This is a genomic window from Nocardioides cavernaquae (genome assembly GCF_003600895.1).
In the GTDB taxonomy this organism is placed as follows: domain Bacteria; phylum Actinomycetota; class Actinomycetes; order Propionibacteriales; family Nocardioidaceae; genus Nocardioides; species Nocardioides cavernaquae.
In genome coordinates this window covers 482,072-498,361 of sequence record NZ_QYRP01000002.1, presented here as the reverse complement: position 1 = coordinate 498,361, position 16,290 = coordinate 482,072, and the positions used below count along the sequence as shown (strand labels likewise).

The following is a 16,290-nucleotide window of genomic DNA, read 5'->3' as shown; positions in this document are numbered from 1 at the left end:
CATGGTCCCGGAGGCACCTGTCCCCGACGACCTGATGTTCCGGACGCTCGGCCGGGTCGTCGACGGCTGGGAGAAGCTCATGTACACCACGGGGCGTGGCCGCCCGGAGGTCCGCGAGGTCGATCGTCGCCTGCCCGTCCGGGTGGCATCCGTACGCCGCGAGGCCCAGGACGTCGTCAGCATCGACCTCGATCCGATCGACCGTTCCCGGTTGCCCCGCTGGGATCCCGGCGCCCACGTCGACGTCATGCTGCCGTCGGGTCGAATGCGCCAGTACTCACTCACCGGCAACCCGGACGACACGACGTCGTACCGCATCGCCGTGCGGCGGATCCGCGAGCGCGACGGCGGTGGAGGCGGCTCGCTGGAGATGCACACGCTGGCCGTCGGTGACGAGTTGATGCTGAAGGGTCCGCGCAACGCGTTCCCGTTCATCATCGCCAGGAGCTACCTCTTCGTCGCCGGAGGCATCGGTATCACCCCGATCCTCCCGATGGTCCGCGACGCCGTTGCGCGCGGCGACGACTGGGCGTTCGTCTACACGGGTCGCAGTCGTGCCTCGCTGGCCTTCATGGACGAGATCAGCGAGCTCGCCGAGCGGTTCCCCGACCGGGTGCACGTCTGGCCCGACGACGAGTTCGGGACGCCCCGTGGCGAACGGATCCTGGCAGCGGCTCCTCACGGTGCCGCGCTCTACTGCTGCGGTCCGCCGCCCATGATCGACGCGCTCCGCGGCTCGGTCCCTGTCGACAACATCGACACGCTCCACTTCGAGCGGTTCTCCGCGCCGCCGGTCATCGCGGGGGAGCCCTTTGCGATCGAGCTGGCGTCCACGGGTGAGCGGATCGCGGTCGGGCCGGACCAGAGCGCGCTCTCGGCGCTGCGGACTGTCCGGCCGAACATCGCCTACTCCTGCCAGCAGGGGTTCTGTGGCACCTGCCCGGTCCGGGTCATCTCCGGCGAGGTGACCCATCGCGACCGGTTCCTCACCGATGACATGCGCGGCGAGCTCATGGCCACCTGCGTCTCCCGCGGGACCGGCACGGTCGTGCTCGACCTCTGAGCGCATTCTGGGCAAGGATCGGTCATCATGAGCCACATGGACGAGGTCACGCAGTACGTCACCACCAGCGACGGTCTCCAGCTCGCGGTCTATGAGTCGGGGCAGGAGCACGCGCCTGTCGTCGTCCTCGTGCACGGCTACCCGGACAACCACCACGTGTGGGACGGAGTCGCGGCCGAGCTCGCCGACGAGTTCCGTGTCGTCCAGTACGACGTGCGCGGCGCAGGCTTCTCGGATGTCCCGGGCGCGACCAGCGGCTACCGGATCGACCAGCTGGTCGATGACCTCGGCTGCGTCATCGCGGCCGTCAGCCCGGAGTCCCCGGTGCACCTGGTCGCCCACGACTGGGGCTCGATCCAGTGCTGGGACGCGCTGCCCGACGACCGCCTCGGCGTCCGGATCCGCTCGTTCACCAGCGTCTCGGGGCCCTCGCTCGACCACGCCAGCATGTGGCTGCGGGCGATGCACCGTGGCCCGGTCCGGCGCCTCCTCCAGATCGTCGAGTCCTACTACGTCGGCTTCTTCATGGCGCCGGTGCTGCCCGAGTTCTGCGCTCGCCGCGGGATCATCGGCCGCATGGTCGAGCACTCGTCCTCCCTGGGTCGTCCCTCGACGCGGCGCATCGGCGAGACTGTCGAGCGGAGCGAGGCCGAAGCCGTCAACGGCATCGCCCTCTACCGTGCCAACATGCCGGGCCGGCTCCTTCGCCCGCGCCCGCCGCACGTGACGCTTCCGGTCCAGGTGATCACCCCGTCGCACGACGTCCACGTGTCTGCTGCGCTGGCCGCCGAGGCCCCGCGGGGCTATGCCGCCAACCTCACCGTCCACCGGATCCGTGGCAACCACTGGGTGGTCGCCCAGCGTCCGGCCGCGATCGCGACGCTGGTCCGCGCGTTCGTGGACCAGGTGACGCCGGAGCTCGCAGGGGCTCCGGATGACAGCGACTACCCGCGCTGAACCAGCGCGGGCCCTAACGAGCGGTCGGGTCGACCAGGATCTTCGCGTGGCGCTCCGGGTCACCGAGGTCGCTGAACGCCTGGCTGAGTTCGCCGAGCCCGACCGTGCCCGTGTGCAGTGGGGTCGGGTCGACCTTGCCGGAGGCGATCAGGTGCAGCGCGTGCGCGAACTCCTCCGGGTCGTAGGCGAACACGAACCGGAGCTCGATCTCCTTGTTGAGCGCGAGCACGGTCCGCATGCGGTCCGGCTCCATGCACACACCCACGCCGACGATGCGGCTGCGCACCGGTGCCGCGGCGAAGATCTGGTCCATCACGCCGGGCACGCCGACACACTCGAAGACAACAGGCCCGCTCGGCGCCGCTCCGAGCCTGTCGCCTGCGCGGAGCAGGTGGCCCCACGGCAGCAGGGGCACCGCGCGCATGCGTCCCACGGCTGTGAGGCCGAAGTCGGCGAGCTCCGTGATCGAGCCGACCGGACCAGGCTGCTTGTACGCCGTCCAGGGTGACTGCTCGCGCGGGTCGACGACCACCGTCGCTCCGCACTGCCGGGCGAGTTCGCGGCGGGCAGCGGAGAAGTCGGACGCGACGATCGTCTTCACGCCGGCTGCCTTGAGCATGAGGATGATGGCCAGGCCGATCGGGCCGCACCCGATCACGATGGCGGGACGGCGGCCGACCTCGCCGCGGCGCACGGCGTGCCAGGCGACGGCCAGCGGCTCGGTGAAGGCGGCGAGCTCGTCGGGGACGCCCTTCGGCACCTCGAAGGCGAAGGCCTCCTGCACCACGACGTACTCGGCGAAGGCGCCGGGCGCGTCCTGGTCGAAGCCGGTCATGTGGATCTCGTCGCCGTGCTTGACCATCGGCAGCGCCACGATGCGTGTGCCCGGCTTCCACTTGCGCCGAGTCTTCGTGCCGTAGGAGACCAGCTCGCCGAGGAACTCATGCCCGAGCACGATGTGCTGCTCCGGCCGCATGATCGCCTCGTAGCCGAGATCTGTGCCGAGCGCGGCGAGCTCGTCCGCGTGCTGGCGGGCGTGCAGGTCCGATCCGCAGATGCCGGCGCGTACGACGCGGAGCAGCACCTGCCCCGGGCCGGGCGTGGGGACCGGACGGTCCTCCACGGAGAACTCACCCTGGTGGCAGACGGCAGCCTTCATCGTGGTCATGCGGCCGACGTTAGGGCATCAGCTCTTGGGCAGGACCCGGAGGATGTTGGCCATGGCCGCGACGAGGCGCTTCTTCTCGTAGCGGGGCGGGTCCTCGAGGATCAGCCGTCCGAACTCCTCGGCGGTGACCAGCACCAGGTGGGAGAGGATCTGGGGATCCAGGTCCGGCCCGCCGCGGAGCTGGATGCCTGCCTCCAGGGCGCTGGCGATGTACTTCCGGATCAGGTCGCGGGTCTCGGCGACGCGCTCGCGCACGACGGCCGGGGCGGTCTGGAGGTAGAGCACCGCGTGCCAGGTGTCGTGGTCCTCCTGCACCACCTCGATGATCCCGCCGGTCAAGCTGATCAGCCAGGCATCGATGTCGGTGGCGTCACCGGACTCGTTGAGCAGCTTCATCGCCTGGCCGAGCGCGCGCTTCTGGGTGCGGTCGAGCAGCGCGTGGAGCAGGGGCTCGAGGCCGTCGTACGCGCTGTAGACGACGGGCCGGGTGACCTTGGCCTCGTTCGCGATCGCCTCGATCGAGACCTTGTCGAAACCGTCGCGCACGATCACCCGGAGGGCAGCGTCGAGCAGGTGCTCGCGGCGCTCCTCGAGCGGGAGTCGCGGGGCGTAGCGCCGCTTGGGTGCAGCCGGGTCCTGGGTCACGGGCCCAACCCTATGCAGGCAGGTGGCCGGGGTGAGGGCCATCGGCCGAGGCGCTCTCATTTTTGTCTGCGACATTGTGTCGCGGTTCACTTCCTTGACATTCCTTCGGCAATGTAAAGTTCATCGAACCTACGGATCTGTAGGAAGCGCCTTCGGTAGGCGCGTCGAACGAGAGGAGCCGGCGTGCTCGGCATCAAGACCCGCAAGCAGCTCATGGCCCAGTACGAGCCGATGGCCGACTACGGCTTCCTCGGCCCGGACTCGGTGTCGTGGAAGGTGTGGGGCCACCCCACGGCGTACGTCCTCGGCTTCGTGCGCGCGGTGACCATCGAGCACTTCGACCCCAACCTCGCCGCAGCCGTGATCCAGTCCGGTGGCGTGAAGTACCGCCCGGCGACGCGTTACGGCCGCACCCTTCGCTACTTCGGCCTGCAGCTCTTCGGCGGCGCCGAGCAGACCTGCAAGGCCGCTGACGTCCTGGTCAAGGTCCACTCCAAGGCCATCGGCCACGACCCGGTCACCGGTGGCACCTACGACGCGAACGACGGCGGCTCGCAGCTGTGGATCCACATGACTGCGTGGCACTCGATACTCAAGTGCTACGAGATGTTCGGCCCCGGCCGGCTCACCGAGGCCGAGGAGAACCAGTTCTGGGCGGAGTGCCGCGAGGTCGCGAAGCTGCAGACCATCGACCCCGACCTGGTGCCGACCAGCCGTGAGGGCTGCCTCCAGTTCTTCGAGGAGTGGCGTCCGCGCCTGGCCGCCTCCGAGGGCGCGCAGGACATGATCAAGTTCATCCTGCCGATCGACGTCGCACTGCCCGTCGACGCACCGGCGTGGCAGAAGGCCGCGCTCAAGCCGGTGATCATCCTGCTGACCAAGGCCGTCATCTCGACGTACCCGAAGTACATGCGCGACATGGCTGGCATCCGCCAGAGCCGCATCACCGACGCGGCGGTCCGCCTTCCGGTCAAGGCGATCCACTCCCTGCTGTTCAGCAGCCTGAACATCCGCCTCACCTTCATGAACTTCATCGCGCCGCAGGCGGTGCCGGTCGCGGCGCCTGCGATCCTGGGCATCCCGCCGCTCTCGGACAAGATCTGGGAGGTCCGCGAAGCCCAGGCGCACTTCGGCTTCGACATCCCGTCCGAGGCGCACAAGGACATCCGCGCCAAGCAGCGCGACCGCGTCTTCGTGAAGGGCGAGAAGCCGTCCGACGACGGTCTCGAGGAGTCGCAGGCGCACATCGGCGCGCTCGACCCGAAGAACGCCGCCCAGGTCGGCTGACCCAGCGACACAGCAGAGCGTGCGACGTGGCTACGGCCGCGACGCGCCTCGCGCCCCGTGATCCACCAGCCCCTGCTCGCATCCCCCGGCGGTCAGGGGCTGGTGCCATTTCAGGTCAGCGCCAGACGGGCGCGATCCGCAACCGGTACGGCGCGCCGAAGACACCGCCGATGATCGTGAGCACCGGCGGCGGAATGCTGCCCGCCGCGGCAGCGCGCTCGTCGGGTGAGGCGCCGTCGAGCACCCACGCGAAGAACCGTCCACCCCGAGCCGGCGAGACCTTGCCGAACTCGCGGCCCATCTTCTTCAGGACCTCGGAGCCGGCGTTGGCCAGGAAGACCGGCTCGAGCTCGGCTTCCTCGTGCAGCAGGTGGGCGATGGTGACGCTCTCGAGCTCCGCGATCGCGTTGACCGCGCTGATGGAGCCGGTGCCGGTCCGTGCGAGGAACTCCATCGCCGTGCGGGCCCGCGCGAGCGCGGCGGCCATCGTGTCGTGCTCGTCGTCGAGCGTCGTCAGCAGTGCCTGGGAGACGCCGAGCTCGCGCAGCGCGGGCCAGGCGATCTCGTGCTCGCCGTGGTGGTGGTGCTCGAGCTGGTCGTCGAAGTTGGCCCACGCGCGGCCGAGGGCGGCTCCGCGGGACTTGTCACCTTCGGGGAACTGCGCGAGTGCGGTGCGGAAGCGAGCGAGGTCGCGGCGTACGGCGCCGTGGATCGCCTTGTTCATGCTCATGGTGGCCATGGCCACCAGCCTGCCGCCTCGCTGGCCACCGAGTCGAGTGCGCAGGTGGCTGTAGTTCGCGGTGGGCTGCTCACTCAACTCGATGTGGACGTGAAGGCGTCGATCGGCACGGAGCCGTGGAAGTGGCGGATCTTGGTGGCACCCGTGGCGCGCTGCTGCTCGACGAGGAGGGAGAGCCGGAAGGGGAGCTCACGTGGCCTGCCAGCGGACGTGCCGATGATCGTCCCGCTCGCCGCGAAACCGAGCAGGGGAGGTGCGTCGAGGAAGACGTGGACCTGCGCCAGCTCCCAGCGCATGGCCTCGTTGCGCTCGAACACCTCGCGGACGTAGCCGAGCAGCTCGTCGCGCCCGTGCAGGTAACCGGCCGTGCCGACGTACACGACGTCGTCGGTGAAGCAGTCCGCGACGGCCTCGGCGACCCAGGTGTCGACGGCGGTCTGGAAGGTCGCGAAGACGGCGCGAGCGCGGGCTTCCGGGGACGTGGTCACGGGCGGCAGGCTAACCGGCCTCAGGTCGCTGGTTCGTCGGTGATGCCGGTGCGGCCGTAGGATTCCCCCTCGTGGCTCTCACTATCGGCATCGTCGGACTCCCGAATGCAGGCAAGTCGACGCTCTTCAACGCCCTGACCAAGAACAACGTGCTCGCGGCGAACTACCCGTTCGCGACGATCGAGCCGAATGTCGGCGTCGTCGGCGTCCCGGATCCGCGGCTGGCGCAGCTCGCCACGGTCTACGGCTCGCAGAAGCTCCTGCCCGCGACGGTCGAGTTCGTCGACATCGCCGGCATCGTCCGCGGTGCGTCGCAGGGTGAGGGTCTGGGCAACAAGTTCCTCGCGCACATCCGCGAGGCCGCTGCGATCTGCCAGGTCACCCGCGTCTTCCGCGACGAGGACGTCACGCACGTCGACGGCAAGGTCGACCCGGACAGCGACATCTCCACGATCCAGACCGAGCTGATCCTCGCGGACCTCGAGACAGTCGAGAAGGCGATCCCGCGGCTGGAGAAGGAGGCGCGGATGAAGAAGGAGTCCGTCGCCGTTCTCGGAGCCGTCAAGCAGGCCAAGGAAGAGCTCGAGGCAGGCACGCCGATCATCGCGTCGAAGGTGGACCGCGACCTGATCCGCGAGCTGACGCTGCTCACCGCGAAGCCGTTCATCTACGTCTTCAACTGCGACACCGACGAGCTCGGCGACGAGGCGCTCAAGGAGAAGATGCGCGCCATCGTGGCTCCGGCCGAGGCGATCTTCCTCGACGCGAAGCTCGAGTCCGAGCTGGTCGAGCTCACCGACGAGGAAGCGGCCGAGTTCCTCGCCGACGCCGGTGTCACCGAGCCGGGCCTGGACATCCTCGCCCGCGTCGGCTTCGACACCCTCGGCCTGCAGACCTACCTCACCGCCGGGCCCAAGGAGGTCCGCGCGTGGGAGATCAAGAAGGGCTTCACCGCCCCCGAGGCCGCTGGCGTCATCCACACCGACTTCCAGAAGGGCTTCATCAAGGCGGAGATCATCTCCTTCGATGACCTCATGGCCACCGGCTCGCTGGTCAAGGCCCGCGAGCTCGGCAAGGTCCGCATGGAGGGCAAGGACTACGTCATGCAGGACGGCGACGTCGTTGAGTTCCGCTTCAACGTCTGAGTCGGCGCGTTCTCGCTTGGAGCAGCAGTCGGACAGCGATCTGAAGAGGATTCTGGGAGTCGTCGATGGTCAACGAAGACAATCGATCACTTCTTCACCGTAGTGGTGAATTCCTGAGCGCTGGGGAGGCTCTGGATTCCGCCCGTGTAACGCACATTCACTACGTGGGTGCCGACGCCTAGGGTGCTCGCCGCGAGCGACAGCCTGGCTTGCAGTTGGGATCGAGCTTTCGGGTGGTCCGACGACCGTCGATGACAAAGTCGATCGCCGTATCGGGACCGTAGGGCAGTAGCCGCGACTTCGGGAAGGCGGCGATCTGGATACTCTGAGTGTCCTGTCCCGGTACGTGCTTGACACCGGAGTGTCAGTACCTGCTTGACACCTTGCCGCGATGGCGGGCTTTCGCTCGACGATGTTCCGTGGTCGTCGTCGGGCGGGAGGCTGGGATTGGCACTGATTGCGTTGTCGGTTGTCGAGCAGCGGTTGGACGCGGTTCGCGCGGTGTTGGCAGGTGCCTCGGTCACCGAGGTTGCTGCCCAGGTCGGGGTTTCCCGTCAGTCGGTCCACACGTGGGTGGGCAGGTATCTGTCTGAGGGCGTCGCCGGTCTGGCGGACCGGTCGTCGCGGCCGCGGTCGTGCCCGCATCAGGCAGCGCAGGCCGTGGAACGGGCGGTCCTCGAGTTGCGCCGCGAGCATGCCCGGTGGGGCGCGAAGCGGATTCGGCTGGAGCTGCTCCGCAAGCCACCGGAGTACTTCACCGGCCCGGTGCCGTCGACCTCGACGATCAACCGGATCCTGCGGCGGCACCAGCTGCTCAAGGAACGCCCACGGAAGCGGGCGCGGGATTCCTACATCCGGTTCGAGCGGCCTGGGCCGATGCAGTTGTGGGGCATCGACATCGTCGGTGGCATCACCCTGGTCAACACTGTCACTGGTGAGCTGCGGGAGGCGAAGATCGTCACCGGAATCGACGACCACTCGAGGTTCTGCGTGATGGCTGCGGTGGTCGAGCGGGCCACCGCCAGATCGGTGTGCCTGGCGTTCGCCCAGGCACTGGCGAAGTACGGGGTGCCGGAGGAGGTGATCACCGACAACGGCAAGCAGTTCACCGACCGGTTCAGTCGGCACGGACCGTCCCGTGGTGAGGTGCTGTTCGACAAGCTCTGCCGCCGCAACGGCATCACCCACCGGCTGACGGCGCCGGCATCGCCGAACCAGAACGGCAAGGTCGAGCGGTTCCACGGCACCTTCCGTCCCGAGATCAGCGAGCTGGGCCCGTTCACGTCGGTGACGCAGGCGCAGGCGGCGGTGGACGTGTGGGTGGCCGACTACAACCGGGAGAGGCCGCACCAGGCACTCGATGACCGCGTGCCGGTCGTGCCAGCGGACCGGTTCGCACCAGCCCCGACGAGCGAGCTCGAGTTGTGGGTGCCGCCCGCGTTGGAGGTCGCTCCCCCACCACCGGCTGAGGTGCCAGGTTCAGATCCTGTCCCCGCTACCGCCCAGCAGAAAGCGACGATGCGTAGGGAGCCGGGTGGGCCGATCGAGCTGGAGAAGTCGGTGCCGCCGTCGGGGAACATGAGCCTGACGGGCCATCAGTTCTGGCTGGGTCCCGAGCGGGCCGGGCAAGTGATCAGGTTCTGGATCGATCGCGACTGGGTGCACCTGTCGACCGGCGGACACCGGTTCAAGTCGGTGCGGTCGCGGTTCACCGCCGCGGAGATGGACAGGCTCGTGGCCCAGGGCGCGGCCCCAGCTGGTCCCCCGCCCGCACCGTCGCAGCGGCAGCCCCGCCATGGGGTCGTCGAAGTCGAGCGGACCGTGTCGATGGGCGGCACGGTGTCGCTGGGCAGACGGGTGATCCTGGCGGCGTGGATGCTGGGTGGGCGCAAGGTCGGGATCTGGATCGAGGACGACGCCCCGTTGCTGTTCTTCGACCCCGAGACCCGCGAGCTGCTGCGCACCCGTCCGAACCCGCTCGAGCCCGGCGAGCAGTGGACGTTGCAGCGCCGCAAGCCCGTCGGCGAAAGGCCGCGGCCGTCGACCGAGCCGATCACCGTGGAACGTCGCTCGGACAACTCCGGCGGCATCATGGTGGCCGGTCAGCGGGTCGCGTTGGGCAGGCAGTTCAAGCACGCCGTGGTCACCGTGCACGTGTCCGAGTCAACGCTGGCCATCGATCTGCCCGACGGCGACACCAAGGTCGTCCGGCGGACCACGGACCAGGCCGTCCGTAACATCAGGACCATGCGGCCACGGACCGCAGCTACCTCAATTTCCTAGGCAGAGCGTCAAGCAGGTCCTGACACAACTCCGTCAAGGACGTACTGAGCCAAGACACTGGATACTCTGAGTACTACGGACGGCGCCCTTGGCAGTACCGACCCCCGACCCCCGACGGTGGCGGCTGGCGCTGCTCAAGCATGTATACCTGGCAGCCTGCCTGCAGTTGCGCAGCGTTCCCGACACGGCCGACGCGCGCGCCATTCGGGCCGACCTGATCGCAGCACGTGACAACCCGATCAAGGCGCGGCCGCCCGCGAGCGTGGCGGCTGACCGCCTGACGGTCTACCGGTCCGAGGTCGGCCGGCAGGGACCGCCGTTGGCGCTGGTGGCCCGGGACGAATGTTGCGAGGACGAGCCCCCGGGAGGTGTTGATCTCGCTGGCCGGTGTTCTGTTCGTGTCCTGGCCCTTCGTTGACCTGCCGCCGGGCACATGGGAGCAACCGTTGGATGTCTAGGTCGGCCAAGCCGTCGAGCCAGGCGGCCAGCCGCGCTCCGGTCGTCCGGTCCTAGGCACGCTCCGCGTGCCTAGGAACCATGCCCCTCCTCTCACCAGCCGCGCCGCCGGATCCGCACGGGCGCCGGGCCCGAGCACGCCGGGCACGAGCACCCCGGCGCCGCGGCACCGGAGGTCAGCGCTGGGGGAAGGTCTGGCGGATCACCTTGCGGTCCGTGGTGACCACCAGCAGGCCGACGATCGGCCGCGGGTACGGCGCGAGGTCGCCGGGCACGAGCCCGCCGGCGGGCAGCACGTACCGTAGCTTGAACGGTGGCGAGGAGCTGCTCGCCTTCCAGCCCTTTTGGTCGACGTCCAGCCAGCGCTTGCGCGGGGAGAGGAGGGTGCGGCGGCGGTCGCCCTTCCAGACCGCGCAGGCGACCGGGCGGAGCAGCCACTTGCCGTCCACGTAGTTGTCGCTGCCGAACGACCACGCCACGCCCTGGTCAGCGTCGTCGAGGACCTTGGCGTAGGGACCCTTGACGACCAGGTAGATGCCGGGCGGCATCAGCTCCTTCTTGCCGATCGCCGTGGAGTCGCAGGACCAGCCGATCCGGTCGTCGGCGGGCAGCTTCCCGATCGCGGAGACGCGGACGGAGGCGACCAGCTGCGTGCCGATCCAGCGCATCCGGACGGTGGAGGCGGTGACCTCGGACGTGATGTCCGTGGTCTCGCGCGGGGTGAGGTCCGCGAGCAGCGAGGCGGCCTCTTCGTCCGTGACTGCGTCGTCGTCGCCCCCGGTGCCCCCGGTGCCCTTCGCCGCTGACGTGCCGAGCAGCTTCTGAACCCGCGGCGGCGCCTCGGGCCCCGCGGTGAGGTCAACGACGTCTTGGCCCACGAGGACAGCGGCGCCGATCGCGGCGGCACCGAGCACGATCGCCGTACCGAGACTGATCCGGTTGATCATAGTGTCCCACCTTCCTGGGGGGCTCTGCTTCGGGGTGGGGCGGTTGGGGGTGGGGCGGCGGGTCCCGCTCCCGCCCTGCTGCTGCTTCCGCTTCCGCTGCTCCTCGCGCCGCTTCTCGTCCGCGCGTCGCTGCTCCACGGCGCGGCGCCGGTCCTGCTCGCGGTCGCGCCAGGTGGTGAGCGTGGCGATCGCCGTCTCCAGGGTCATCCGCTGGTGCCGGTCGGGGACGACCAGGCCCTGGATCACGTCGCGCACCGGCTCGGGCAGCCGGGCGACCTTCGAGGGGAAGCGCACCCGCCGGCTGGTCGGGTCCAGGCTGGGTTCCTCGCCGGCGGCGACCAGGCAGAGCAGGCAGCCGAGGGCCCAGGCGTCGGTGAACGGGCCGACGTTCTCGCGGTCCCGGGTCTCCGGGGCCATGTAGACGCGGCCGGCCTTGCCCCACGGGTCGGTCACCACCGACGTGCCGTCGACCTCGGACGCGATGCCCCAGTCGGTCGCCTTCAGCAGTCCGCGCTCGTCGACCAGCATGTTGCCGGGGTCGATGTCGCGGTGGATCAGCCTGTGCTGGCGGTGCACCCGGTCGAAGGCGCGCAGCAGGGGGAGCATCCAGTTGACCGCGGACTCGGGGGCGCGCGGCGGCTTCTCCGCGAGGACGTCGGCCAGGGGCCGGCCCCACTCCATGACGTCGACTATCAGGTCCACGGGGCGGTCGCTGCCGTTGCCGTAGATCTCGTGCTGGACGGCGCGCACTTGGAAGGTGACGTAGACGTTGACCATGCCGCGGGTGATGACCGGGTCCTGGCCGGTCGCCTCGGCGACCCGGAGCATCGAGCGGCGGCGGTAGCGGCCGTGCGCGTCGGGGTGGTCGAGCTCGACGCGGATCGCGACGCGGCGCGCGGGCGCGCCGTACCCGTCGAGCCGGCCGGCGATGACCGCGGCCTGGCCGCCGACGCTGGTCCGCCCCTCGATACTCACCGTCACCGGCTCGCCGGTCACCTGGAAGCCGTCGCCGGCGAGCCGGACCCGCCGGCCGCTCAGCACGCGACCGGCCGCCGCCTGCTGGTCCAGCCAGGCCTTGAGGTCGGATCCCCTAGCCATGGCGCTGCCGCCCGGGACGCCAGCGGGACGGGGACGGCTCGACGGGCGGGTACGCCGGCGCCCGGCGCGCCACCACGAGGGTCGCGTCGTCGCCGCCGTGCGAGGGGACGGCGAGCGCGCTCTCGACCAACTGGGCGGCGCTCGTGCCCGCGGCGGAGGGAGCGAGCAGGGTCGCCTCGGCGACGCCGTCGGAGACGGCGAGGACCCGGACCGGCACGTCCTCCGGCTCCCAGCCGAGGATCCGGGTCTCCGGCTGGTCGCGGGCGCCGAGCCAGTGGCGCAGCGCGCCGGGGCCGCGCTGATCGGTGGCCCGGTGCAGGCCCGCGCCGAAGTCGACGTACGCCGGGGAGTCGCCGACCCACGCGATCCGCAGGCCGCCCGGCGTGAACGCGACGACGGTCAGCGTGGTGCCGCCAGCCGGCGTGCCGTCGTACCAGGGCCAGAGGGCGGCGTGCACGGTGTCGAAGGCCCGGTGCAGGTCGGCCTCGAGCAGCCGGGCGTCGCCGAGCACCCGGCCGGTGACGCCGACCGCGGTCTGCGCGGCGCGGGCGCCGTCGGGGCCGCCGCTGATGCCGTCGGCGACCGCGATCCAGAAGCCGTCGGCGGTGGTACCGGCGCGCCACCGGTCCTGGTTGTCGTGGCCGCGCTGGTTGCGCACCGAGCCGCCGGCCACCTCCCATACCGGAGGCACGGGGGACACCGGCTCGGCGGTCTCGTCGTACGGCGTGCTCATCGCGGGCCGTCCATCGGCTGGGTCTCCTGGTCGCCGTCGCGCGCGATCCGGGTGACGCTGAGCACCACGCCGCTCCCAAGCGCGAGCCGGTTGCCCGGGGACAGCCGGACCGGCCCGCCGCCCGCGATGTGGCGCCCGTTCAGCCGGGTGCCGTTGGTGCTTCCGAGGTCGCGGACCCACCAGGCGCCGTCCTGCGGGTAGACGGAGGCGTGCCGCCGGGAGACGCTGTCGGCCCGGCAGCGCAGCTGGCACTCCCCGCCGCGGCCGAGCACCGTGGCATCGCGCAGCACCGCCTGGCCGCCTGAGAAGTCGCCCTCGAGGATCAGCGCGCCCGCGCCCATCGGCACGGTCAGCAGCTCCTCGGGACGCCCGTCCATCCGTTCGGTACGACGGACCGGCGCGGCGCCCCGGCGTACCTTGCCGCCGTCGGCGGCCGCCCGTTGCCACCCGTCCCCGGAACGGTGCCGGACCGGGCGCGCGCCCGGCACCCAGCCGGGCCGCAGCGCCTGGTCCGGGACCACCCGGACCCATATGCCGGCCGCTGGCACCGCCCACTGCTGGCGCCGGGCGTGGCGTACGTAGGACAGCGCAGCGTCGGCGGCCAGCCGCTCGCGATCGCCGTCCGGCACCAGGCGGATCAGGTCCTCGGGTGCGACCCGCACCTCGAGGTGGGGGAAGGCCTCGCGCGCACCGCTCGGCATCACCACGAACCGGGAGGTCAGCGCGCGGAGGAAGCGTCGCCGCAGTCCGCCCGGCACCACCACCGGCAGCGGCAGCAGCCGCGCGGCTCCCTCGCGCACCAGCCCTCGGACGGACCCGTCGTTGTGCGACTGCGCGAGCTGCCAGAGCGCGACACCGCCGCCCAGCATGAGTCCGACCACGAGTACCCCCACCATCTCCTGCGCCGTCTGGCCGATCATCGCAAACCTCCTGGTCGTCTCGCGGGTGAATGCTCTCAGTAGCCCACGGCCGTCGATGCCCCGACAATGCAGCGAAGAAGCACTTCTTCCAGGCCTGGTGCCGGAGGCGACGAGGAGGTCGGATGGTGGTCGACGGCTGCTTCCTCTACCGGTCCGACGCGGACCAGGACGGCGCGCTCGACCTCACGTCGGGCCGGCGGGTGGCGATCGGGCGCAGCGGCTCGTCGACGCTCGTGCTCGACAGGGACGACGTGTCCCGGACCGCGGTCGTCATCGAGGTCGGCGGCCAGCAGGTGACCTTCCACTGCCACCAGAGCTTCGGCTCGCTCACCGTCAGCCGCGACGACGGCAGCCCCGCGGCCACGCTCAGGGCCGGCGAGACGCTGGCCGTCGCCCACGGCACCTGGGAGCTGACGCTGCGCGCCGGACGGCGGATCGCGCTGGTCGCCACCGTCGACCTGGCCCGCCCGCACGTGTCGGCGACCAGGTCACCGGGCGCGCTGACCATCGGCTCATGGCGGATCCGCGACGTCCTGAGGCCCACCGAGAAGACGGAGTGGCAGCTGATCGCGGTGCTCGCGGCGCTGGCTGACAGCGCGGCCCGGTCGGGCACGCTGCGGCCGCGGCAGTCGCTGCAGCTGATGGTCGACGCCTGGTTCGATCACCAGTTCGCGCCGGGGGGCGCGCTCACCAACCGGCTCGACGCCGCGCTGCTCGAGCTCGGCGTACGGGGGCGGCCCGGTGTCGACAAGGTGCCCCTGCTGGCCGAGGCCTTCCGCAACAGCGGCGTGCTGTCGGACGCGGAGATCGGCCAGGTGCGCGCCGAGCTCGCCCGGCGGGCGGACCGCAACCTCCCGGCGGCCGGCCGTCGGCTGCTGCTGCTCGGCTAGGTGCAATCGCGCCCGTCCGTACGCGTCTGGGTGAGGTCGAGGCCCACTCCCAGATCATCGAAATCGCGGCGCCCAATGTGAGGCAAAGAGGAGATTCCACCACCGGAAGACGACCCGCTTGTGGGACGGCAGCTTCAAGGACTGGGGCCGCTTTCCCCTAGCGCTTCAGCCCCTTGGCCCGGCGGGCAACTGTCGGAGATGCTTCCGTGATGGCACTTCCCGAGACTGATCTCCACCGCATCAGGCTGTGGGCACGCGAGCGGGTGCCCGAGCACCTGTGGGATGAGCTGAAGGTCGAGGCCGACATCTCCGACCGACACGTTTCCACAGGTCAGACCGCCTTCTCCGGCCCTAGCGAACGGTGACCGTCAACACCCCAACCCCCCCCGGTTTTCGTTCCGCTTCAACGTCTGAATCGACGGCCACCGCAGGCGTCCTAGGCTGGTTGCATGCCTGTCGTCCCGCCGCCGTTGATCGCCCTCGGTGCTGGATTCGTCCAGCGCGCTCTCGCGCCTGAACAGCCGCCGGGGCTCGTGCGGAAGGTGGCCGCGGTCGGCCTCGGCGCAGCCGGCATCGGACTGCTCGGTGCCACCGGTGCCGCCTTCAAGCGGCACGGCACGACCTTCGAGCCGTTCGACCCGTCGAAGGCAACGGCGCTGGTGACCGATGGCCCCAACGCGGTCTCCCGCAACCCGATGTACGTCGGCATGGCCGGAGTCCTCGCGGCTCACGCGCTGGGGCGCGGCGGCTGGCTGACGCCGCTGCCCGTGATCGCGTTCGTTGCAGTGATCGGCCGGGTCCAGATCCGTCCGGAGGAGGAGGCCCTCGCCGCGTTGTTCGGCGAGGACTACGCGGCGTACTGCGATCAGGTCCCGCGCTGGATCGGCCTCCCGGAAACCTGGCGGAGGATCGCCGTCGACACGTGAGACCGAATCACTGCCAACCCCGGTTTCGGGATGCTTGAATGCGGCATGCCGGTGACCAGGGAACCCAGTGACGTCGTCGAAGTCCGCCACCTGCTCAGCGAGTGGGACCCGCTCGGTTTCTACGCCGCCAACGGGACCTTCGCGGAGGAGTACGAAGGGCTGATCAAGCCGCTTCTCGCGCGACTCGGGCACGGTGCGGACGTCGACCAGCTGGTCGCCTACCTCGACCACGAGCTGCACCACCACTTCGGCACCTACCCCGACGAGACCCTGGTCGTCGAGTTCGCCGAGCGCGTGCTCAAGTGGTGGGCCACGCGCGAGGTCTAGGCCGGGGACTCCTCAGGGCGCAGCCACTCCTCGGGCGCGAACTCGCGACCGAAGTCAGGGCACCCCTCGTTCTCGCAGCGACCCTGCGTCTCGAACGTGATGCCGCCGTTGCCGGTGCGAGTGACCAGCGAGGCATCGGCCTCGGTGAGGTGACCGCCGTGGCGGAGCGGTTGCCCGCAGGTCGGGCAGTGCGGATCGGCCATGCACTCGACGGTACG

18 protein-coding genes are annotated in these 16,290 nt (G+C 70.3%); 10 read left to right on the top strand and 8 right to left on the bottom strand.

Annotated features, from left to right (window positions below; translation table 11 throughout):
* Nucleotide 1 precedes the first annotated feature (1 nt).
* Together D4739_RS02555 and D4739_RS02550 are read left to right on the top strand one after the other, a co-directional pair.
* Nucleotides 2-1,063, top strand: a complete 1,062-nt coding sequence (locus D4739_RS02555; RefSeq protein WP_238473702.1) for a PDR/VanB family oxidoreductase — start codon at nt 2-4, stop codon at nt 1,061-1,063.
* Between the two features lie 27 nt (nt 1,064-1,090).
* Nucleotides 1,091-2,020, top strand: coding sequence for an alpha/beta fold hydrolase (locus tag D4739_RS02550; RefSeq protein ID WP_238473486.1), 930 nt, complete (start codon nt 1,091-1,093; stop codon nt 2,018-2,020).
* Between the two features lie 13 nt (nt 2,021-2,033).
* On the opposite strand, the gene D4739_RS02545 is transcribed toward D4739_RS02550, so the two are convergent.
* Both D4739_RS02545 and D4739_RS02540 read right to left on the bottom strand, forming a co-directional pair.
* Complete coding sequence (locus D4739_RS02545; RefSeq protein WP_238473485.1) at nt 2,034-3,188, bottom strand: zinc-binding dehydrogenase; 1,155 nt, start codon at nt 3,186-3,188, stop codon at nt 2,034-2,036.
* 18 nt (nt 3,189-3,206) lie between these two features.
* A complete protein-coding gene (locus tag D4739_RS02540; protein WP_238473484.1) occupies nt 3,207-3,833 on the bottom strand; it encodes a TetR/AcrR family transcriptional regulator in 627 nt (208 codons plus the stop codon).
* A 183-nt stretch (nt 3,834-4,016) separates the two neighbouring features.
* Here D4739_RS02540 and D4739_RS02535 point away from each other — a divergent pair, with 183 nt between their 5' ends.
* The gene (locus tag D4739_RS02535) at nt 4,017-5,120 is read left to right on the top strand and encodes an oxygenase MpaB family protein (RefSeq protein WP_238473483.1); all 1,104 of its coding nucleotides are present in this window, start codon (nt 4,017-4,019) and stop codon (nt 5,118-5,120) included.
* 115 nt (nt 5,121-5,235) lie between these two features.
* Here D4739_RS02535 and D4739_RS02530 read toward each other — a convergent pair whose 3' ends face one another.
* Both D4739_RS02530 and D4739_RS02525 read right to left on the bottom strand, forming a co-directional pair.
* The gene (locus D4739_RS02530; RefSeq protein ID WP_120059113.1) at nt 5,236-5,859 is read right to left on the bottom strand and encodes a hemerythrin domain-containing protein; all 624 of its coding nucleotides are present in this window, start codon (nt 5,857-5,859) and stop codon (nt 5,236-5,238) included.
* 74 nt (nt 5,860-5,933) lie between these two features.
* Nucleotides 5,934-6,347 (bottom strand): YybH family protein, encoded by a 414-nt coding sequence (locus D4739_RS02525; RefSeq protein WP_182920278.1) that lies wholly within the window; start codon nt 6,345-6,347, stop codon nt 5,934-5,936.
* 71 nt (nt 6,348-6,418) lie between these two features.
* On the opposite strand from D4739_RS02525, the gene ychF reads away from it, so the two are divergent.
* From ychF to D4739_RS16670, 3 genes are all read left to right on the top strand, one after another.
* On the top strand, nt 6,419-7,492 hold the full coding sequence (gene ychF, locus D4739_RS02520) for a redox-regulated ATPase YchF (protein ID WP_120059111.1): 1,074 nt from the start codon (nt 6,419-6,421) through the stop codon (nt 7,490-7,492).
* 375 nt (nt 7,493-7,867) lie between these two features.
* The gene (locus D4739_RS02515) at nt 7,868-9,775 is read left to right on the top strand and encodes an IS481 family transposase (protein WP_338016254.1); all 1,908 of its coding nucleotides are present in this window, start codon (nt 7,868-7,870) and stop codon (nt 9,773-9,775) included.
* 88 nt (nt 9,776-9,863) lie between these two features.
* Complete coding sequence (locus D4739_RS16670; protein WP_147384765.1) at nt 9,864-10,193, top strand: hypothetical protein; 330 nt, start codon at nt 9,864-9,866, stop codon at nt 10,191-10,193.
* 214 nt (nt 10,194-10,407) lie between these two features.
* On the opposite strand, the gene D4739_RS02510 is transcribed toward D4739_RS16670, so the two are convergent.
* Genes D4739_RS02510 through D4739_RS17005 form a run of 3 tightly spaced genes read right to left on the bottom strand, consistent with a single transcriptional unit; the run spans nt 10,408 to nt 13,929 of the window.
* The gene (locus tag D4739_RS02510) at nt 10,408-12,276 is read right to left on the bottom strand and encodes a serine/threonine-protein kinase (RefSeq protein ID WP_120059109.1); all 1,869 of its coding nucleotides are present in this window, start codon (nt 12,274-12,276) and stop codon (nt 10,408-10,410) included.
* Complete coding sequence (locus tag D4739_RS02505) at nt 12,269-13,009, bottom strand: PP2C family protein-serine/threonine phosphatase (RefSeq protein ID WP_120059108.1); 741 nt, start codon at nt 13,007-13,009, stop codon at nt 12,269-12,271. The genes D4739_RS02510 and D4739_RS02505 overlap by 8 nt, the downstream gene beginning before the upstream one ends.
* On the bottom strand, nt 13,006-13,929 hold the full coding sequence (locus tag D4739_RS17005; RefSeq protein ID WP_220699212.1) for an FHA domain-containing protein: 924 nt from the start codon (nt 13,927-13,929) through the stop codon (nt 13,006-13,008). The genes D4739_RS02505 and D4739_RS17005 overlap by 4 nt, the downstream gene beginning before the upstream one ends.
* A gap of 122 nt (nt 13,930-14,051) precedes the next feature.
* Here D4739_RS17005 and D4739_RS02495 point away from each other — a divergent pair, with 122 nt between their 5' ends.
* The 4 genes from D4739_RS02495 (at nt 14,052) to D4739_RS02485 (ending at nt 16,072) form a co-directional block, all read left to right on the top strand.
* Nucleotides 14,052-14,819 (top strand): cupin domain-containing protein, encoded by a 768-nt coding sequence (locus tag D4739_RS02495; protein ID WP_120059107.1) that lies wholly within the window; start codon nt 14,052-14,054, stop codon nt 14,817-14,819.
* Nucleotides 14,820-15,028: 209 nt separating this feature from the next.
* Nucleotides 15,029-15,184 carry a hypothetical protein gene (locus tag D4739_RS16755; protein ID WP_182920277.1) on the top strand — a complete coding sequence of 52 codons (156 nt, stop codon included), beginning with the start codon at nt 15,029-15,031 and terminating at the stop codon, nt 15,182-15,184.
* A gap of 84 nt (nt 15,185-15,268) precedes the next feature.
* Nucleotides 15,269-15,745, top strand: coding sequence for a methyltransferase family protein (locus D4739_RS02490; RefSeq protein WP_120059106.1), 477 nt, complete (start codon nt 15,269-15,271; stop codon nt 15,743-15,745).
* A gap of 51 nt (nt 15,746-15,796) precedes the next feature.
* Nucleotides 15,797-16,072 (top strand): hypothetical protein, encoded by a 276-nt coding sequence (locus D4739_RS02485; protein WP_147384764.1) that lies wholly within the window; start codon nt 15,797-15,799, stop codon nt 16,070-16,072.
* On the opposite strand, the gene D4739_RS02480 is transcribed toward D4739_RS02485, so the two are convergent.
* Nucleotides 16,069-16,275, bottom strand: coding sequence for a hypothetical protein (locus tag D4739_RS02480; RefSeq protein WP_120059104.1), 207 nt, complete (start codon nt 16,273-16,275; stop codon nt 16,069-16,071). The two genes, D4739_RS02485 and D4739_RS02480, sit on opposite strands and share 4 nt — an antisense overlap.
* Between the last annotated feature and the right edge of the window lie 15 nt (nt 16,276-16,290).